The sequence below is a fragment of the Stutzerimonas chloritidismutans genome, assembly GCF_038562055.1.
Taxonomy (GTDB): domain Bacteria; phylum Pseudomonadota; class Gammaproteobacteria; order Pseudomonadales; family Pseudomonadaceae; genus Stutzerimonas; species Stutzerimonas chloritidismutans_A.
Map to the genome: position 1 here is coordinate 194,650 of NZ_JBCFXD010000005.1, position 18,873 is coordinate 213,522.

General features: G+C 58.4%; 15 protein-coding genes. 7 read left to right on the forward strand and 8 right to left on the reverse strand.

Going from position 1 to position 18,873, the window contains the following annotated elements:
- Positions 1-10 precede the first annotated feature (10 nt).
- Together AAGW23_RS10365 and AAGW23_RS10370 are read left to right on the forward strand one after the other, a co-directional pair.
- A complete protein-coding gene (locus AAGW23_RS10365) occupies positions 11-940 on the forward strand; it encodes a 2-hydroxyacid dehydrogenase (protein WP_342406407.1) in 930 nt (309 codons plus the stop codon).
- A 171-nt stretch (positions 941-1,111) separates the two neighbouring features.
- Positions 1,112-2,026 (forward strand): aldose 1-epimerase, encoded by a 915-nt coding sequence (locus AAGW23_RS10370; RefSeq protein WP_342406408.1) that lies wholly within the window; start codon positions 1,112-1,114, stop codon positions 2,024-2,026.
- An 82-nt stretch (positions 2,027-2,108) separates the two neighbouring features.
- Here AAGW23_RS10370 and AAGW23_RS10375 read toward each other — a convergent pair whose 3' ends face one another.
- The 6 genes from AAGW23_RS10375 to AAGW23_RS10400 all read right to left on the reverse strand — a co-directional run bounded on the left by AAGW23_RS10375 (position 2,109) and on the right by AAGW23_RS10400 (position 12,678).
- Positions 2,109-3,494 carry an FAD-binding oxidoreductase gene (locus tag AAGW23_RS10375; protein ID WP_342406409.1) on the reverse strand — a complete coding sequence of 462 codons (1,386 nt, stop codon included), beginning with the start codon at positions 3,492-3,494 and terminating at the stop codon, positions 2,109-2,111.
- A 308-nt stretch (positions 3,495-3,802) separates the two neighbouring features.
- Positions 3,803-5,071 (reverse strand): OprD family porin, encoded by a 1,269-nt coding sequence (locus tag AAGW23_RS10380; protein WP_342406411.1) that lies wholly within the window; start codon positions 5,069-5,071, stop codon positions 3,803-3,805.
- A gap of 302 nt (positions 5,072-5,373) precedes the next feature.
- Positions 5,374-7,623 (reverse strand): ATP-dependent DNA helicase, encoded by a 2,250-nt coding sequence (locus tag AAGW23_RS10385; RefSeq protein WP_342406412.1) that lies wholly within the window; start codon positions 7,621-7,623, stop codon positions 5,374-5,376.
- Positions 7,620-9,263, reverse strand: a complete 1,644-nt coding sequence (locus AAGW23_RS10390; protein WP_342406491.1) for a VRR-NUC domain-containing protein — start codon at positions 9,261-9,263, stop codon at positions 7,620-7,622. Before AAGW23_RS10390 ends, AAGW23_RS10385 begins: the two co-directional genes overlap by 4 nt.
- 190 nt (positions 9,264-9,453) lie before the next feature.
- Positions 9,454-10,842 (reverse strand): oxygen-independent coproporphyrinogen III oxidase, encoded by a 1,389-nt coding sequence (gene hemN, locus AAGW23_RS10395; protein ID WP_342406414.1) that lies wholly within the window; start codon positions 10,840-10,842, stop codon positions 9,454-9,456.
- A gap of 213 nt (positions 10,843-11,055) precedes the next feature.
- On the reverse strand, positions 11,056-12,678 hold the full coding sequence (locus AAGW23_RS10400; RefSeq protein WP_342406415.1) for a HAMP domain-containing methyl-accepting chemotaxis protein: 1,623 nt from the start codon (positions 12,676-12,678) through the stop codon (positions 11,056-11,058).
- 631 nt (positions 12,679-13,309) lie between these two features.
- Between AAGW23_RS10400 and galU the strand changes: the two genes are divergently transcribed.
- Entirely contained in the window at positions 13,310-14,149 is an 840-nt protein-coding gene (galU, locus tag AAGW23_RS10405; protein WP_342406416.1) for a UTP--glucose-1-phosphate uridylyltransferase GalU, read from the forward strand.
- 45 nt (positions 14,150-14,194) lie between these two features.
- Here the strand turns inward: galU and AAGW23_RS10410 are convergent, their stop codons facing one another.
- On the reverse strand, positions 14,195-14,617 hold the full coding sequence (locus AAGW23_RS10410; protein ID WP_342406417.1) for a VOC family protein: 423 nt from the start codon (positions 14,615-14,617) through the stop codon (positions 14,195-14,197).
- Positions 14,618-14,689: 72 nt separating this feature from the next.
- Between AAGW23_RS10410 and gorA the strand changes: the two genes are divergently transcribed.
- Positions 14,690-16,048 carry a glutathione-disulfide reductase gene (gorA, locus tag AAGW23_RS10415; RefSeq protein WP_342406418.1) on the forward strand — a complete coding sequence of 453 codons (1,359 nt, stop codon included), beginning with the start codon at positions 14,690-14,692 and terminating at the stop codon, positions 16,046-16,048.
- Positions 16,049-16,201: 153 nt separating this feature from the next.
- On the opposite strand, the gene AAGW23_RS10420 is transcribed toward gorA, so the two are convergent.
- The gene (locus AAGW23_RS10420) at positions 16,202-16,690 is read right to left on the reverse strand and encodes a copper chaperone PCu(A)C (protein WP_342406419.1); all 489 of its coding nucleotides are present in this window, start codon (positions 16,688-16,690) and stop codon (positions 16,202-16,204) included.
- Positions 16,691-16,894: 204 nt separating this feature from the next.
- Between AAGW23_RS10420 and AAGW23_RS10425 the strand changes: the two genes are divergently transcribed.
- The 3 genes from AAGW23_RS10425 to AAGW23_RS10435 are packed head-to-tail and all read left to right on the forward strand — an operon-like array spanning position 16,895 to position 18,718.
- Positions 16,895-17,263, forward strand: a complete 369-nt coding sequence (locus tag AAGW23_RS10425; RefSeq protein ID WP_102835240.1) for a YidH family protein — start codon at positions 16,895-16,897, stop codon at positions 17,261-17,263.
- Positions 17,264-17,273: 10 nt separating this feature from the next.
- Complete coding sequence (locus tag AAGW23_RS10430) at positions 17,274-17,648, forward strand: DUF202 domain-containing protein (protein WP_342406420.1); 375 nt, start codon at positions 17,274-17,276, stop codon at positions 17,646-17,648.
- Between the two features lie 23 nt (positions 17,649-17,671).
- Positions 17,672-18,718 (forward strand): low specificity L-threonine aldolase, encoded by a 1,047-nt coding sequence (locus tag AAGW23_RS10435; RefSeq protein ID WP_342406421.1) that lies wholly within the window; start codon positions 17,672-17,674, stop codon positions 18,716-18,718.
- Positions 18,719-18,873 lie beyond the last annotated feature (155 nt).

Below are 18,873 nucleotides of genomic sequence, written 5' to 3' on the forward strand. Positions count from 1 at the left end.
AGGTAACTCTATGACCTGCATACTCCAGATCGGCCCCCTGACTGAACGGTTCAACCGCGGCCTGGCTGCGGAGCATGAGGTGCTGCGTTTTTGGGAGGAGGGTGCCGATGCGTTGGTTGCCCAGCACGCCCAGCGCATCGATGTCGTGGTGACGTCGGGCCGTTTCGGATGCACCGCAGCGCTGATCGAACAATTACCCAACCTTCGGGCGATCATCAGTTTTGGCGTCGGCTATGACGCCATCGACGTGGCGGCCGCACGGGCGCGCAACATTCAGGTGAGCAATACGCCCGACGTACTCAATGATTGTGTTGCGGATCTGGCATTCGGCTTGGTCATCGACACCGCAAGACAGATCTCGCGTGCCGACCGCTTCGTACGCGCGGGCGAATGGCCTTCCGGCGGCGTGCCGTTGGCGAAGCAAGTGAGCGGCAAACGACTGGGCATCGTCGGCATGGGGCGCATTGGTGAGACGGTGGCCAAGCGCTCCAGCGGCTTCGACATGCAGGTGCGCTACCACAACCGGCGCCCGGTGGAGGGCAGTGCCTACGGCTACGAAGCCAACCTGATCGAGCTGGCGAAGTGGAGCGATTTTCTGGTTCTGACGTGTCCGGGCGGGGAGAGCACCCGCCACCTGATCAATCGAGACGTACTCGATGCACTGGGCTCGAAGGGGATCGTGGTCAACGTCGCGCGCGGCACGGTGATCGACGAGCCCGCGTTGGTCGAGGCCTTGACGCAAGGCCGGCTCGGCGGCGCGGGTCTCGATGTATACGCACACGAGCCCAACGTGCCCCAGGCCCTGATGGACCTGCCCAATGTCGTCCTGCTGCCGCACATTGGCAGCGCCACCGAGGAAACTCGGCTGGCCATGGAAGAGTTGCTGTTTGCCAACCTGCGTGTGTTCCTCGAACGCGGCGAGGTGCTGACGGCAGTCTGAGCACACACACCCGTGCGGTTCAGATGAGTCGGCAGCTTCGGTTGCCGGAGGCCTTGGCCACAAGCCTCGGTTAAAGACTTATAGAGTGGCATCCCCTGGGCGCCCAGCGCCGCGAGCCAAAAGCCCGCAGGTGCTGGGCGCCATTCAAACGGCTTTCATAGGAGACGGCGCATGCCTGAGCTTCTCGCCCTGACCGAGGTCGAGCTTCAGCACGAATCACTGCGACTGTCGGTTTGCCCAGCATTGGGCGGGGCAATCACTCGATTGAGCGTCGATGGCATCGATGTGCTACGGCCTTGGGACGGCTCCGACAGCGTGCGACGTACCAGCTGTTTTGTCCTTGCACCATTTTCCAATCGTGTCGGCGACGCTGGGTTCGTGCATGAGGGCGTGCGTTATGCGCTGCGCAACCTGTCTGCCGAGCACCCCTTGCCGATTCACGGTGTTGCCTGGAAGCGCGCCTGGCGCCTGACCGCGCAGACCTCGACCAGCCTTCGCCTGACCTTTACCCATCAGCCGGAGGAGGATGGCGTGCTTGATTGGCCATTCGCCTTCGAGGTGGAACATGAGATCAAACTCGACGATACCGGCGTTGCACTCCAACTGCGGTTGCGCAACACCGACAGCCGCTCGATGCCCGCCGGACTTGGCTGGCATCCGTATTTCCTGCGCCATGAGACGTGCCGGTTGCAGTTCGAAGCGCAGGCTGTCTGGCAGAACGACACCCAAAACCTGCCTTCTCAGAAAACACCGATCCCTGCTGGGTGGGATTTCTCAGCGGAAAAGCCACTTCAGCAACCCGGCCTGGACAATTGTTTTGTAGGACGCACCAGGCCCGTCACCGTCCGCTGGCCGGACAAACGGGTAGAGCTGACCATGCACCCCAGCGAGTCACTCGACCATATGGTCGTGTTTACGCCACCGGCAGAGATGGGTTTTTTTGCCGTCGAGCCGGTTTCTCATGCCAACAATGCTCTTTGCATGGACGATCCGATCACCAACGGAATGCGGGTTTTACCGCCTGCCGAAACAATGCAGGTCAGTTGCAAGCTGCAGATTCGGCGTATGACTCGCACCGTCCAGTAGCGTCTCACTCAAGTGGCGATGACGTGCCGTCAAAGGGTGAGGAAGGGGTTGCGAGCGCCCATCCAAGAGCGCTCGCGGGCGGTCACGCCGGGCTGATGTTCTGGTTGATGCGGAAGAGATTCGTCGGATCGAACTTCCTTTTCAGATCTACCAGTCGCTGGTAGCTCGTACCGTAAGCGAAGGCGGTGCGTTCAGCTTCATCACTGGTCAGAAAGTTCACGTATGCGCCACCACTGGCGAAAGACTGCGTACGGTCAAAAAACTCCCGCGCCCAGGCAATGCAACGAGCATCTTCATCAGGCGATTCCCAACGAACATGTACATTCATCACATAGTTGGCGTCACGACTCGAGTAAGCCATGGCGTCAGGGTTGGTTCGTCCTGTCTCGCCACCGATCGTAGCGACGAATATCTCGCATTGCGGTGAAGGCAGTGCATTGGCGTATTCGATGACTGTATCGATCAGCCCATCGTCCAGCGCCGAGAAATTGTGGGATTTCCAGTAGTTTCGGGAGCCCGGAGTCAATAGCGGATCGAAGACCTGCTGCCAATCGACATACGGCTGCACACCGATGTGCTCGCCATAGGCAGAACCGAACTGTCTCAGTGCCTCGATATGTTTCATGCCGTCATCGGGCTCGCCTGCGTAACAGATCGCTAGCACAACGATTTCTTTCCCGTGGACCTCCTCGGCCAAAAACGGCAGCGGGGGCGCCTTTCGGGCAACCATCCAGACGTTGAGCTCGTCCGGCATCGTTTCGGTGAAACGAGCGAAGTGGGTGATAACGGATTTCGCCTGTTCAAACGGGTAGACGATGAGGCCGCACAACACGTTTGGCCCCACGGGATGCAGCTGAAATTCGAAGCGCGTGACGATGCCGAAATTTCCACCACCTCCTCGAAGCCCCCAGAACAGATCAGGGTTTTCGGATTCACTGGCGTGCAGCTGACGGCCATCGGCGACTATCACATCCGCCCCCAGCAGGCTGTCTATGGTCATGCCGTATTTTCGGCTGAGCCAACCAAAGCCGCCGCCTAGGGTCAGCCCGGCCACGCCCGTGGTGGAGTTTATGCCCAGAGGCGTGGCCAAGCCGTGTGCTTGTGCAGCCGCATCGAAGTCAGCCAGCGTGCAGCCCGGCTCTACATAGCCTCGACGTTGTTCCGGATCGATACTGACGTCTTTCATAAGCGATAGATCGATCATCAGGCCGCCGTCACAGACTGCATTCCCAGCAATATTGTGTCCGCCGCCGCGGATAGAGAAAGGCAGGTCGTGTTGGCGAACGAAGTCCAAAGACCGAACCACATCGTCAGCTGAACCGCAGCGGGCGATCAGAGAAGGACGGCGATCGATCATGCCGTTCCAGATCTGGCGCACTTCGTTGTATTGGGGATCTTCGGGGAAAACGAGCGTGCCCGCAAATGCCGCCTGAAATGCATCCGTCGCGGTGTGTGAAAGCTGATTCATAACGATCACCGTTGGCTATGCCGGAAGGCACGCACAAGGCCTGCCCACGGCTGTGAAGGGAAGACTACGACCTGTCTGGCGATAGTCGATGCCTCACAGCACCCCACAATTCGGCATTCGTCAGCGGACAAGCACAGTATAGGCGCTCAAGTCAATAGCACCCGGCTGTTTGAGATGTTTCGATGCACGGTATGGGCTTTTTCACTCTGCTGAGCACTGTTGGCAGCAAAAAAAAAGCCCGTCACTAGGACGGGCGAAAGTTTCCGCAACAGGAGCGAGGAGTGTTGCGTCCAGCGTGGTGGTGACGCTTACAAGATCGAGATCGGGTAGTTGAAGATCAGACGGTTCTCGTCAAACTCGTTACGGCTGAACGAGCTGTCACGACGCATGCTGGAGTTACGCCACTTGATGTTCAGGTTCTTCAAAGCGCCGCTTTGTACGGTGTAAGCCAGCTCGGATTCGCGCCCCCATTCTGAGCCTTCGTTACCGCTTGCTGTGGTGATGTTGTCGCCGCTGATATAACGGTTCATCAGGACAAGGCCAGGGATACCGACGCCAGCGAAGTTGTAGTCGTGGCGAATCTGCCAGGAGCGCTCATCGGCCGCATCGTAAGCAGAGTTGAAGCTATCGTTCGCCAGCGATCCTCCGCTGGTTCCGTTGACACGCATCCACTGATCACCGCTGACTTTTTGCAGGCCGACGTAGAAAGTGTTGGCACCGGCTTGCAGGCCGAACAAACCGGAGTAGGTTTTGTTGTCCAGATCACCTGCCAGAGCGCTGCCTTCATCCTTGCCGGTGAAGTAGCCGAGGTTTGCGGTAAAAGCGAAGTCCTCTCCGAGCGGCTGCACGTGCAACAACTGGACGTAGCTCTGCTGGTAAATGTCTTCGAGACGGGCGTGCCACAGGCCGACTTTGGTCTTGTCGGTGAATGAGTATTCACCGCCAGCGAAGTTGAAGCGATCCGAACTGGCACCACCGAAGAACATGTCTTCCATGCTGGCGTCATCACGTGTGCTGTTCTGGCGCATCTGGCCGCCGTACAGTGCCAGGTTCGTGATTTCCTTGGATGTAACCATGCCACCCTGGAAGGTTTGCGGCAGCGAGCGGCCGTCATCCGCACGGAGCACGGGCACAACAACCTGCCATTCACCGACACGCAGTTCGGTTTCCGACATTTTTGCTTTGGCGGCCACGGCTATCCGACCGAAGTCATCCGCAGGGTGGCGATCAGCACCCTTGCCGTGAGTCGGAAGCAGGCCAGTTCCATAGGTACCGCCACCGCCGTCGAGCTTGACTGCCAAACCGGCCAGCACATCAACGCCAAAACCGATCGGGCCCGGGGTGTAGCCGGACTGAGCATTGAGAATGAAGCTCTGCGTCCATTCTTCGGCCTTGTTCTGGCCACCGTTGTAGGCTGGGTCTACAAAATTACGGTTGATGTAGAAGTTACGAGCGTTGAGTGTGACCTTGCTGCCTTCGACAAAACCGTCCGCGGCGTAAGCGGCGGCAGGGATGCCGAGCGCCAGCGACAGAGTGCCTGCGAAGACGGCGGCAGACAAAGAATTGCGTGGGGTCATTGTTGTTGTGCTCCCTTTTTTAAGTAGTCCGCCCCGTTCTACAGTTGTCAAAGACGAGGCGGGATAAAGCGCGACCGCTGTTAAAAGCGACGCTGTCGACGCAAAAGACCTGATATCAGTTGTCGTACGACAGATCGGATTATGGCTGCGGAGTGTCACTTGTCAATTCTATTTGTAAAGAATTGTGAGGGCTCAGACTTTCGTCTAGTACTCTGTATTGGCGGTTTTTGGGCCCTCAAAGAGCATGCGGATAGCATTGGCCATCAAACCATAGAGATATGATGACCTTTAGATAACTCTGCCTATATTGCCGAGCCCCACCAAAAAGGGAGGAGTCGTCTGATGTCTTGCCTGGCGAAGCGGTCGTCGATCAAGTGAACAACGCCGACGTCTTCGGTGGTGCGAATGACCCGGCCGGCGGCCTGCACAACCTTTTGCAGCCCAGGGTAGAGATAGGTGTAGTCGTAGCCCGTGCCGAACAATTGATCCATTCGCGCTTTCATCTGCTCATTGACGGGGTTGACCTGTGGCAGTCCCAACGTAGCGACAAACGCGCCGATTAGGCGCCGACCCGGCAGGTCGATACCTTCGGAAAAAGCACCACCCAGTACGGCAAAGCCAATGCCGCAGCTTTCGTCCGTGAAACGTGCAAGGAAGGCATGGCGCGCCTCTTCATTCATGCTCCGTGTCTGCTCCCAAAAGGGCAGCTGCGGATGCTGCGCAGCGAGCAGCTTGGTCACCTGCTGCAAGTAGTCAAAGCTGCTGAAGAACGCCAGGTAGTTGCCAGGACGTTCCCGAAATTGCTCGACGAGCAAATCGACAATCGGCTGAAGTGAAGCGTAACGGTCGTGATAGCGGGTCGAAATGTGCCGAGCCAGACGCACCTGCAACTGTTCGGCCTGAAAAGGCGAATCCACATCGAGCCAAACGTGATTGAGCGGCAGTCCGAGGGTGTCGGCGTAGAAACGCGGCGGGCTGAGGGTGGCTGAAAACAGCACGCATGAGCGCGCTTCGAGTAGGCGCGCCTTCAGAAACGGCGCAGGTAGCACGTTGCGTAAACAGAGCACAGAGGCGCGTGTCTCACTCCGTGTCGTGAGCAGCGTGCAGTCGAACAGCGAGTGATCTCCGAACAGCTCAGCGAGCCGGCAGAAATGCATCGCATCGAAGTACACCAACTGCAGCGCCGGATCGAGACCTGCGGGGTTTTCCGCGAGATGCTCGGTGATTGCGCTGACCGCCTGTTGCAGCGCGCCAAGAAGCTTGTGTGGCAATTCCGGCTGGACCTGATAGCTCAGGGTCTGCAGACGGTGCACATCACCCCAGCAGCGCAGCACACGCTCGACTGGCCTCTTAAGTGCTGCCGGAAGTATCTTCCGTAAGCCTTTGAAACTGCGAATGTCCAACTCGGCGCTGTACATCGCCCTGGCGCGTTCCAGCAGGTTGTGGGCCTCGTCCACCATCAACCCGATGCGCCACTGATTGACCAGCGTCAAACTATAGAGCAGGGCGCTCAGATCGAAGTAATAGTTGTAGTCGCCAACGACCACATCGGCCCAGCGAGCCATTTCCTGACTGAGGTAATAGGGGCAGACCTGATGGGCCACGGCCACCTCGCGCAGCGTCGACTGATCGAGAAACGGTCGTCTTATGGCCTCGGCGCGCGCAGCGGGAAGGCGATCATAAAAGCCACGCGCAAGCGGGCATGATTCGCCATGACAGGCTTTGTCCGGATGCTCGCAGGCTTTGTCCCGTGCGATCAGTTCCAGCACGCGCAACGGCGACGAGGCCTTCAGGCTGGCAAGTGCGTCCAGTGCCAACTGCCGACCGGAGGTTTTCGCTGTGAGAAAAAACAGCTTGTCGAGCTGCTGACCGGGGGCTGCTTTCAGTTGCGGAAACAGGGTTGCGAGCGTTTTGCCAATACCGGTTGGCGCCTGCGCCATCAGGTGGGTACCGGTGCAGGCAGCCTTGTACACCGCTTCGGCGAGCTGCCGCTGGCCCCTACGAAACTCACCGTAGGGGAATGTCAGAAGCCGTAATGCCTGGTCACGCTCGGCTCGATGGACCAGCTCCTGTTCTGCCCAGACAATGAAGCGTTGACACTGGGTTTCGAAAAACGCCTGCAGATCTTCAGCGCTGCAGGTTTCGATCAGCAGGGTTTCCTTCTGGCTGACCACATCGAAATACACCAATGCGATATCCAGTGACTGCAGCGAGCGCATCTGGCAGAGCAACCAACCATAAACCTTGGCTTGCGCCCAGTGCAGGTGGCGGTGGTTGTCCGGTTGCCGGGCAAGGTCACCTCGGTAGGTTTTGATTTCTTCCAGCTGATTCTTCGTTGGGTCGTAGCCATCGGCGCGGCCGCGCACGCATAGATTGCGGTAGGTGCCTTCAAGCGTGACCTCCCGTTCGTACCCATCGCCACGCCGCGCGGTGACTGTGGCGTGACCGGCGATACCTTCCAGCGCGGTAGGCGAGGGCGTGAAGCGCAGATCCAGGTCACCCTGTTTGGCGGTGAACTCGCACAGGGCTCGCACCGCGACCCGATAACTCAAGGCGCAGCCTCCAACCACTGCACGTAGCAGACCGCGAGCGGAATCTGCTGCCTCAGCGCGAATTCGATCCAGCGCTTCTGATTGTCCTGCAAGCGGTCGCCGGGCCCTTTAACTTCGATCAATCGATAACGCTCTTCACCAGGCCACAGCTGAATGAGGTCCGGCAAGCCACTGCGATGGTTGGGCACATCCTCAAGGATGCGCTGAAAAAATGCGCGCAGATGCGCGGCTGGGATACAGGCGAGTGCCAGCTCCAGCAATGCCTCGTCGAACAGCCCCCAGCTGACGAAATGCGACTGCAGGCCAAACTTTTCTCGAAACGTGCGACGAATGCAGACACGGTATTCGTCAGTGCCGAGCTTGCTCAGGCAGGCGTCGAACAAGCCGGCACGACGAGCATGGAAATCAGGTCGGGTCAGATCAGCCGGGCCGGCGTGAAACGGGTGAAAGAACGCGCCGGGCAAAGGCGCGAAAATAGCGTCCCAACAGAGCAGACCAAGCAGCGAATTGATCAGCGCGTTTTCAACGTAGTAAACCGGCGCATCGCTGCGACCGAGGTGCGCGCGTACGGCCTGCTCGACGCTCATGCCGTCGGGCCTGGGCAGGATCAGATCTATGCGCTCTGGCTGCGCTGCGCGCACCTGACACACGGCCGGCTTGCCCAGAGCGCGTAACAGGCGCGGCAGAATGCGCTGCAGTTGCTGGGCTTCATGCTCGCTTTCAGGCGCAGCCTGCGCTGTCAGGGCCAGGTGCATGGCGGCCTCTGGTTGGTCGCAACGCTCCAGCACCCGAATCGCGCGTTCGCGTGAGCCGGGGTAGCGGTTGGCTGCATGCAGGCGCAGCGCCAAGGACAGATCTCCGTTGCGCTCGCATTGTCTGGCGATGCTCAACAGCAATTTGCCGCGGCGATGTTCCAGCCAGTCATTGGCGTACGGTGTCGGCGGAATATCGGATAGCACTGCTTCTACCATTTCTCCCGACTCGAAGCGTTCACGACAGTGATGCAGGTGCAGATAGGCATCCACATCAGCGCGCGCATGGAAAGCACGGGAAGCCGGGGAAAAAGCGACCTGCTCGTAGCGAAAAATGCCTAGATCGGCGAGCACGAATTCGGACCAGTCCTGATGGATGTTGCCGAAGAACATCAGCCGCAAGCGGTCGCCCAGATCGCCAATAGTCAGTGCGAACGCCGCGTCCTCAAGCCCTTCACACCAGCTGGAAAACGGCTTTGGCTGGGGCGCCTTGTCCAGCAGGCACTGGAACAAATCGCTCTTGCGCTGGCCAGTGTTTGCAGCACCGCCGCAGACGCGAAGCAGTTCGTCTTTTTTCAGCAGAGCAAATAGCTGGACCAGATCCAGCATCGGGTTGATCTCGATCCAGCCGTGCTCGATAAGCGCAACGGATGCCTGCATTGGGCAGCCAATCTCCGCGTAGCGCAGCTTGCTCGCGCGAAACAGCGTGCCTTTGCGCATCACCATGCGCACCAGCAATGCCTGCGCGGCTTGCGGAACCTGATGAAAATGGTCGAGAAAGGCGCGCTCGTGATCGTGCAGCAGATCACCGTGGCGCTCACCGACCCAGGCGAGCACTTGGCGAAAGTTGTCGAGGTAATAGAAGGGGTTTTCCAGCGCCTGGCGCATCGAACGTCCGGTTCGGTCGAGCATGGGCATGGCGCCCACAAGGCTGTGTATTTATACAGTTATCAATGGTTTTGGCAATGCCTGGACGATCAGTGGCGACGACCTCTGCATCGGCGGGGCTTGGACAGCCCTAGAGTAAGGCTTGGCGCTCAACCCGAGCCTTGACCGGGTGGGTTGAGCGCAATGAGGATCAGACCGTGCGGGAAAAACGGCCCCGCTGCTCGCCGCCCAGATAGGCGTCGAAGGCCATGGCGACGTTGCGCAACATCAACTGCCCCTGAGGCAACAGAACCAGGGCATCGTCATTGATTTCCACCAGGCCGTCGGCGACATGTTCGTCCAGCTTGGCCAGCGAGTCGGCGAAATAATCCTGGAAGTCGATGCCGTAGCGTTGTTCGATTTCGGCGTAATCGATGCGGCCATGGCACATCAATGAAACGATCACGTCGCGACGCAGGCGATCGTCCTCGCTGAGCTGATAGCCGCGGTGCACTGGCAGCATGCCGTCGTTGAGCCGAGCGTAATACTGCGACAGCTCCTTTACGTTCTGGCTGTAACTGTTGCCGACCTTACCGATGGACGAAATGCCGAGTCCGATCAGGTCACAATCGGCATGGGTCGAGTAGCCCTGAAAGTTGCGCTGCAGCGTGCCATTGGCACGGGCGAGGGTCAGTTCGTCGTCAGGCAGGGAGAAGTGATCCATGCCGATGTAGACGTAGCCCGCCTCGGTGAGCCGTCGAATGGTCAATTCCAACAGTTCGAGCTTTCGCTCGGGCGGCGGCATGTCTTCCGGGCGAATCAGCTTTTGCGCCCGGACCAGATCCGGCAGATGCGCATAGCTGTAAGCCGCAATTCGATCCGGGCGGATGTCGATGATCTTGTCCAACGTCACGCCGAAGCTTTCAACGGTCTGCAGCGGCAGGCCATAGATGAGGTCAACGCTGATCGACTTGAATCGGGCGTCACGCGCAGCCTGGACGAGCTCTCGGGTCTGTTCTTCAGTCTGGATGCGGTTGACTGCAATCTGCACCTGCTCGTCGAAATCCTGTACGCCAAAGCTCAAGCGATTGAAGCCAAGCTCGCGTAGCTGATGGATCTGAGCCGGGGTCACGGTACGTGGATCGACTTCCAGCGAAAACTCGTGATTGTCACTGTCGTCCATGTTGAACGCGTCGTGCAGCGTCGCCATGAGATCAGCCAGCTGTTCACTGCTGAGATAGGTTGGGGTGCCGCCTCCAAGGTGCAGCTGAGTCAGCTTGCGCGAGCGGTCGAAGAGCGCGGCCTGCATCCTGATTTCGCGCTTGAGGTAATCGAGGTACTCAACGGCGCGATCGGTCTTGTGCGTAATGATCTTGTTGCAGGCGCAGTAATAGCAGAGGCTTTTGCAGAACGGGATATGGATGTACACCGACAGCGGCTTGGGCGTCGGGGCCTCGTTGGTCACCTGCGCAGCGCTGCGGTAGTCATCGATGGCAAAGGCCTGATGAAACTGCGGGGCAGTGGGGTAGGAGGTATAGCGAGGACCGGGACGGTCATATTTCTCGACCAGGGCGCGGTTAAAGCTCGGCGTTTGGTCCATGTAGGGTTTCACCTTGATTGCATGATTGTGAATGGCTAAGCCGGGCAGGGCGGTCGGCAGCCTGCGACATCTTGGCGCGAATTATCGCGTTTCCCGAGCCAGACCAGGCCTGTCCCAGATCAAGAACAGGACAGGCTGGACGCGCGGACGCCGAGCGGTCATCACATAGATAGTAGGTCAAGCTGCCGCATGCGCGGCAGCTGCCATTCGTGATTACAGCCGGAACTGGCTAACCAGACGATTCAGCTCGGCCGCCAGCTGCACAAGCTCTTCACTGATCTGTGAGGTTTGAGACGCATCGGCCAAGGTAGTGTCAGCAATCGTACTGATAGTGGTGATGTTGCGGTTGATCTCTTCGGCAACCGCGCTCTGCTCTTCGGCCGCCGTGGCAATCTGGGTGTTCATGCCGTTGATGGTATTCACTTCGCCCGCGATCACGGTGAGGCTCTGAGCGGTCTTGGCTACGCAGTCCGAACCGGTTTGTGCGCGAACCTGGGCGCCTTCCATCGCCTGTACGGCGTTACGGACTCCTGTTTGCAGTTGCTCGATAGTGCGCTGGATTTCTTCGGTCGACTTCTGCGTGCGCGAGGCGAGGGTGCGAACCTCATCGGCAACCACAGCGAAGCCGCGGCCCTGTTCTCCGGCGCGAGCGGCCTCGATGGCAGCATTCAGTGCAAGAAGGTTAGTTTGCTCGGCAATACCGTTGATGACGTTCAGCACCATGCCGATGCTGACACTGTCCGTTTCTACCTGCTTGATCACATGTGCCGCTTTTTCGATGTCCTGAATCAACACCTCGATGCCGTCCAGTGCCTCGGTTGCGAGGTTGACGCCAACGCGCGATTCATCATCGGCGCCGCTCGAAGCCGATGCTGTCTCGTTAGCATGCCGAGCCACTTCCTGAACCGTCGCGCTCATTTCATTCATGGCCGAGGCGACCATGTCGGTTTCACTGCGCTGCTCCATGACTGCGGTCTGGGTCTTTTCCGCAACGCTCGACACTCGATTCGATACCTCACCCAGCTGGTGGGTCACGGCGGCCACCGCTTCCAGACTGCTGCGGAATTTGAAGATCATGCGGTTGAACGCAGTGCCCATGGCGCCGACTTCATCCTGGGCGTGGACAGCCACAGTACGACTGAGGTCTTCGTCCTCTGTCATCGCCTCCATGGTGTTACGCATGTCGTTGATACGGCTGATGATCACCCGGCGGATGATGTAGCCCATGACGACCATACCCGCCAGTAGCAACAGCGCCTGGATCACGGCTGAAGTCAGAATGTTGCGATGCACCTCGCCATCCAGTGCGGACAGATCGTAGCTGATACGGACCGCGCCCATCACCGTGTTCTGTGGGACCTGGTGGCAGGTCAGGCAATTGGTGCCGCGGTAATCCTGTTGCGCGTGGATCGGATTGATCACCGTCAGTACACGGCCATTCAGTCCCTCGCTCACTTCCACGGTGGCGTCGCCAGCAAGCGCACGTTTGTCCAGTTCGTCCTTGGGCGCCTGATGCTCGAATCCGGGGCCGAAAACCTTGGCGACTGGCTCGCCGCGGATGATGCGTGCGTCGATCACTCCCGGCCGGGCAAGAATCTTGTCACGCAGCACTTCACGCTGGCCCATGGTGCCGGTCAGCATCATGGTGTTGATACTGTCGAAATAGGAGTCAGCCGTATCCTTGGTTTGCTGTTCGACGACATGGAGTATCAGTTGTTTCTCCGAACCCGCCGAATAGAACAGGGAGGCTGCCAGGACCAGGGCGAACACCACCAACAGGGCCAGGTTGATTTTTGTTTGAACGGACATTTGCCGAGCTGGAGAGGTACTGTTCATCCTGTTCCTTAAGTACTGCTGCTACACGAAAACGAAACCTTCACGAGGACGCGACGGACCACAGCGGGCGTCCGCTTCAGGGCTTAGCCGCTCTATCTGCCTGACTTATCGGCCGCACATCCCTTCTCTTTACAAGGTATCTCGACGCCGCCCGACTGCAGGCAAAGTGCTATCAGCAAAGCCGGCGACATCCTAGTCGCCGTTCAACGGCGCAGCGCCATGGCTCGCGATGAACGGATATCAATCCGTAAGGTTTGTTGATTTGGATCAAGAAATGCCGAGACGCCAAAGCGGTATTGACGCCGCTTGCCTCATCGCTCGGCGAGCGTTCGGCAGCGCAAGTCCATTCCGCACGCAATTGCTCCTAGGAGCACTGGAAGGCCGCAACGGCAAACTTTTTCCCTAAGCCTCTTGGCAATTTCGACGAGCCGGTCCACGCTATGCCGAGGTCGTGTCAATGACCATCCGTCAGTATTTTTTTATGGCTAAATTTGCCCAGCCGTATTCGAACCCCGAAGCGTTTCGGCGGTCGTAGGCTCTAGTCAGTCGCCGTTGGCGGGACATGCAGGTTATGGCTGCTGACCGATCCAGGCGCAGTGCATCAATCGGACTCATCTTTTCAAGGACTCACATGATCAAGAAATGCCTTTTTCCTGCGGCCGGATATGGCACGCGCTTCCTTCCTGCGACCAAGGCCATGCCCAAGGAGATGTTGCCGGTAGTGAACAAGCCCCTGATTCAATACGGGGTTGAAGAGGCACTGGCTGCTGGGCTGAGCCAAATTTCGATCGTTACCGGTCGCGGCAAGCGCTCCCTGGAAGACCACTTCGATATCAGCTACGAGCTCGAACATCAGATCCGTAACACCGACAAGGAAAAATACCTGGTCGGCATCCGCAAACTCATTGATGAATGCAGTTTCTCGTATACCCGCCAGGTCGAGATGAAGGGTTTGGGTCATGCGATTCTCAGCGGCCGCCCACTGATCGGCGACGAGCCGTTCGCCGTCGTCCTGGCAGATGACCTGTGCATCAACCTCAACGGTGACCCGGTCCTGGCGCAGATGGTCAAGTTGTACAACCAGTTCCGTTGCTCGATCGTTGCAATCCAGGAAGTACCGCCGGAAGAGACCAGCAAATATGGTGTGATTGCCGGCGAGATGATCCGTGACGACATTTTCCGTGTCAGCCACATGGTCGAGAAGCCCAAGCCGGAAGATGCACCGTCCAACCTGGCAATTATTGGTCGCTACATCCTGACGCCGGATATTTTCGACCTGATTGAACAGACCGAGCCAGGCAAAGGCGGCGAGATCCAGATTACCGACGCGCTGATGCGCCAGGCTCAGGACGGTTGCGTACTGGCGTACAAGTTCAAGGGTCAGCGCTTCGACTGCGGCAGTGCCGAGGGCTATATCGCGGCCACCAACTTCTGCTACGAAAACTTCTACCTGACCGGCAAAGCGTTCTAAACACTAGCGCTGTGCAGGAAGCCACCTCCGGGTGGCTTTGTGCGTTCAGGGAACGGGCATTTCTTCAGCGCCGGGCCCAAGGGGCTGACCATAGCTGAACTCGACATAGTTGCCAGCCGGGTCGCGAACGCCGCAGTAATAGCCAACGGGATAAGGTTCGTCCCTGGGCTCCCAGATCAGACAGCCAACCTGACGCGCCCTGTCAGCAATTGCATCAACCTCGGCGCGACTGGACAGGGCAAAGCCAAAATGACTGTAGTCATTTTCAGCCAATCCACGGTCCTGCCCGCCGGGCATGATCACGAAAATGAACTCACGCTGTTTTCCTGGCTCGGCCATCCAGACAATGCGCGATCCTTTGCCAGCGCGCTCGTGAAACACGCGCATTCCGCAGAATCGATCATAGAAGGCAATGCAGGCGTCCAGATCGGGCACGTGCAGGGCGAGATGAGTGAGGGTAGGGCGCATGCGATGCTCCTTCAATGAATCCAGCCAACGGGCTGGGTTATGCTGTGCGATCTACAAGGGAGACAACAGTTCATGGCTTACGACTTCGATCTATTCGTCATCGGCGCCGGTTCCGGTGGCGTCCGTGCCGCCCGATTTGCAGCTGGCTATGGCGCCCGCGTGGCGGTAGCCGAAAGCCGTTACCTGGGCGGCACCTGTGTGAACGTCGGCTGTGTGCCGAAGAAATTGCTGGTCTACGGCGCCCACTATGCCGAAGACATTCACGAAGCCAAGGGCTATGGCTGGACCATCGACGGCGCCAGGTTCGATTGGGCTTCGCTTATAGCCAACAAGGATCGCGAGATCCAGCGTCTCAACGACATCTACAGGAACCTGTTGACTGACAGCGGCGTTACGCTGCTACAGGCCCATGCACGGCTGGTCGCCCCCCACACCGTCGAGGTCGAGGGCAAGCACTACAGCGCCGAGCACATTCTGATCGCTACCGGCGGCTGGCCATTCGTGCCGGATATCCCAGGACGCGAGCATGCCATCACCTCCAATGAAGCCTTCTACCTTGATGAGCTGCCGCGGCGCGTCCTGGTGGTGGGCGGTGGCTATATCGCGGTCGAATTCGCTTCAATCTTTCATGGCTGCGGTGCGGATACCAAGCTGCTCTATCGCGGAGAACTGTTCCTGCGCGGTTTTGATGGTTCGCTGCGCGATCATCTCAAGGATGAGCTGATCAAAAAGGGTCTCGACTTGCAGTTCAACGCTGACATCACCCGCATCGACAAACAGGCAGACGGAACGCTGCTTGCCACGCTGGAAGACGGTCGTACCCTCGAAGCGGATTGCATTTTCTACGCCACCGGGCGTCGGCCGATGCTTGATGGGTTAGGGCTGGAAAACGTCGACGTAGCTCTGGACAAGCGAGGTTTCATTACCATCGACGATCAGTTCCGCACGACGACGCCGTCAATCCTGGCAATCGGCGATGTGATCGGTCGGATCCAGCTAACGCCCGTCGCGCTTGCCGAAGGCATGGCGGTGGCTCGGCAACTCTTCAGGCCCGGGGAATACCGGCCGGTCGACTACCACAATATCGCCACAGCGGTGTTCAGCCTGCCAAACATGGCGACAGTCGGGTTGACCGAAGAACAAGCGCGCGAAAAAGGGCACAAGGTGGTGCTGTTTGAAAGCCGCTTCCGACCGATGAAGCAGACCATGACCGACAGCCTCGAGCGAAGCCTGATGAAACTGGTGGTCGATGCGGACACCGACAAGGTGCTCGGCTGCCACATGGCAGGCCCCGAGGCCGGAGAAATCATTCAGGGCTTGGCCGTTGCGCTCAAGGCCGGCGCAACCAAGCGAATCTTCGACGATACGGTGGGCATTCACCCGACCGCTGCTGAAGAATTCGTCACCATGCGCACGCAAACGGGCATCTGACACAGTGGCCTGATTGCAGCGAGCCGGCGGAAACGGCAAAGGCAAACACGGCTAAATGAAGGAGGAGGGGCCAGCTGCATCAGCCGGCCCTTTGACGCAGAAAGCGGCCCTCGTCTGGCCTGGCTTACGCCAGACGTCGTCTCTTTCCCGCTGTCAGTGCTGCATGTGTTCATGAGCGCTTGGCGTCGGAGCTTGGTCCTGAATGGACACCTCGACGGTTACTTCACCTGCGTGCTCGAATTCGAGGGTCAGCGGGAAACGTTCACCAGCAGCGAGCGGGGCGCTCAGTTCGAAGAGCATGACGTGGTTACTGCCTGGCTTGAACTCGATCTGGCCACCCGCAGGTACTTCAATCGAATCAATCTGCTTCATGCGCATCATGTCGCCTTCGTGCACGTGGGTATGCAGCTCAGCCTTCTTCGCGCGCGGTGTATGCACGCCCAACAGTCGGTCCGGTGCATCACCTGGGTTTTGCAAGGTGAAATAGACCGCACCGGTCGGAGCGGTGGGCGGCATGGCACGCGACCACACTTGAGATGCCTCAGGGATTCCCATCTGATGGTGAGCATGGCTTTGGTCAGCTGCCGTTGCCGACAGGCACGTCGTGCCAAGCGCAATAAGGGTTACCAGGCGAAGTAACATAGAGATCTCCGAGGTGTTTGAAAGCGCAGCACATTAGCATGCTGCGTCATCCTGACGTTGATCTGCGTCCCGGACGCGCATAGGTCAGTATGGCGTCTGCGTGACATCAATGAATCCACATACGATGCTCAACGGAACCTGCAGCGCCCCATCGTTTCTGTTTGAATGGCACACGAACTTTCCGATCGGAGATACATCAGCACAATGGAACGCAGTCGCTGGAGTCACAGGTTACTGTCTGGCGGAAAGGAGCCCGATCCGCGCTTTACCCTGGCCAACGAACGGACCTTTCTTGCCTGGATACGAACGTCGCTCGCGGTGCTGGCTGGCGGCGTTGCGGTCGAGGCCTTCGCCAGTGAAATCTTCCCGCTGGAGATACGCAAGGTTCTGTCGATTTCGCTGTTGTTACTAGCGATGTTCATCAGCTCGACCGCTTGCTTTCGCTGGCTGACCATCGAGCGAGCAATGCGTCACCAGGGGCCGTTACCATTCCCGCTGTTGATCCCGATCCTGTCCATCGGTGGAACGCTGGTGACGCTGGTCCTGATCGCCTTCGTCGCGTTACGCAACTGACCGAACGCTGATGCACATTTCCTTTCGCCGCCGTCTGGAGCCCAAACCGCCGCCGCTACCACTGCATGAGGACCCGGGACTGCAACCCGAGCGCACATCGCTCGCCTGGGGCCGGACCCTGCTGACGTTGATCACCGTAAGTGCACTGTTTCTGCGCTGGATGCCTTACCACGGGACCTTCGTTGCAGTGTCAGTCGCGCTATCCCTGGCCACTGCGTTGGGCATCTGGACTTCCCAGCAGCGCCGCTACACGCGTAGCGCCAGCGGGGTTAAAAGCGGGCGAATCCAAGCTGATGCACTGTCGGTACTGTGGCTCGGTGTGTCGGTGTTCGTGCTTGGCGTGCTAGGGCTTTACACCATTATTTTTCTGCCAATCAGCAGCTAGATATTATTCATAGAGAGACTTTGATGAGCACCGCCAATCAGCAATTTGCCAGCGACAACTATTCCGGAATTTGCCCGGAAGCCTGGGAGGCCATGGCCCGGGCCAACCAGGGGCATGATCGCGCCTACGGTGACGATCAATGGACTTCGCGCGCAGCCGACCATTTCCGCCAATTGTTCGAAACCGACTGCGAAGTGTTTTTCGCCTTCAACGGTACAGCCGCCAACTCACTGGCATTGTCATCTCTGTGCCAGAGCTATCACAGCGTGATCTGCGGCGATATCGCGCACATCGAAACAGACGAATGCGGCGCACCGGAATTCTTTTCCAACGGCTCCAAACTGCTGGTAGCGCGGACAGAACAGGGCAAGCTGACGCCCGCAGCCATTCGCGAAATAGCGCTGAAACGCAAGGACATCCATTACCCCAAACCGCGCGTCGTCAGCCTAACCCAGGCCACCGAAATTGGCACTGTCTACCAGCCAGACGAGCTCCGCGCCGTCAGCGACACCTGCAAGGAGCTGGGGCTGCATTTGCATATGGATGGGGCACGCTTTGCGAATGCCTGCGCATATCTTGGTTTGTCACCGGCTGAATTGAGCTGGAAAACAGGCGTAGACGTGCTCTGTTTTGGCGGCACCAAAAACGGTATGGCAGTAGGCGAGGCCATCCTGTTCTTCAACCGAGACCTGGCCGAGGATTTCGAGTACCGCTGCAAGCAGGCCGGCCAACTTGCATCGAAGATGCGTTTTCTATCCGCGCCATGGGTTGGCCTTTTGGAAGGTGGCGCCTGGATGAAATACGCCGCACACGCAAACAGCTGCGCGCAGTTACTCGCCAAACTGATCAGTGACGTGCCCGGTGTAGAACTGATGTTTCCGGTGCAAGCCAACGGCGTCTTCGTCAGCATCCCGCCATTGGCGCTCGAAGCACTGAGGAGCCGCGGCTGGATGTTCTACACATTCATCGGCGTCGGCGGCGCGCGCTTCATGTGCTCATGGGATACCAGCGAAGAACGCGTGCGCCAACTAGCAAGCGACATACGCAGCGTTGTTATGGAAAATCGATAAGGTAGAAGAGCCGCACATGTCATCCCGAAGCAGGTGGCTTGTGCGGAGATGGTGAAGTCCTTGTGGCGTCTACTTAAAAAACGTAGGCAAATTTATCCAGATAAATCAACTACTTAAGTCGATTACAATTTAAAAAGTAGATTGCAGTGGCGATA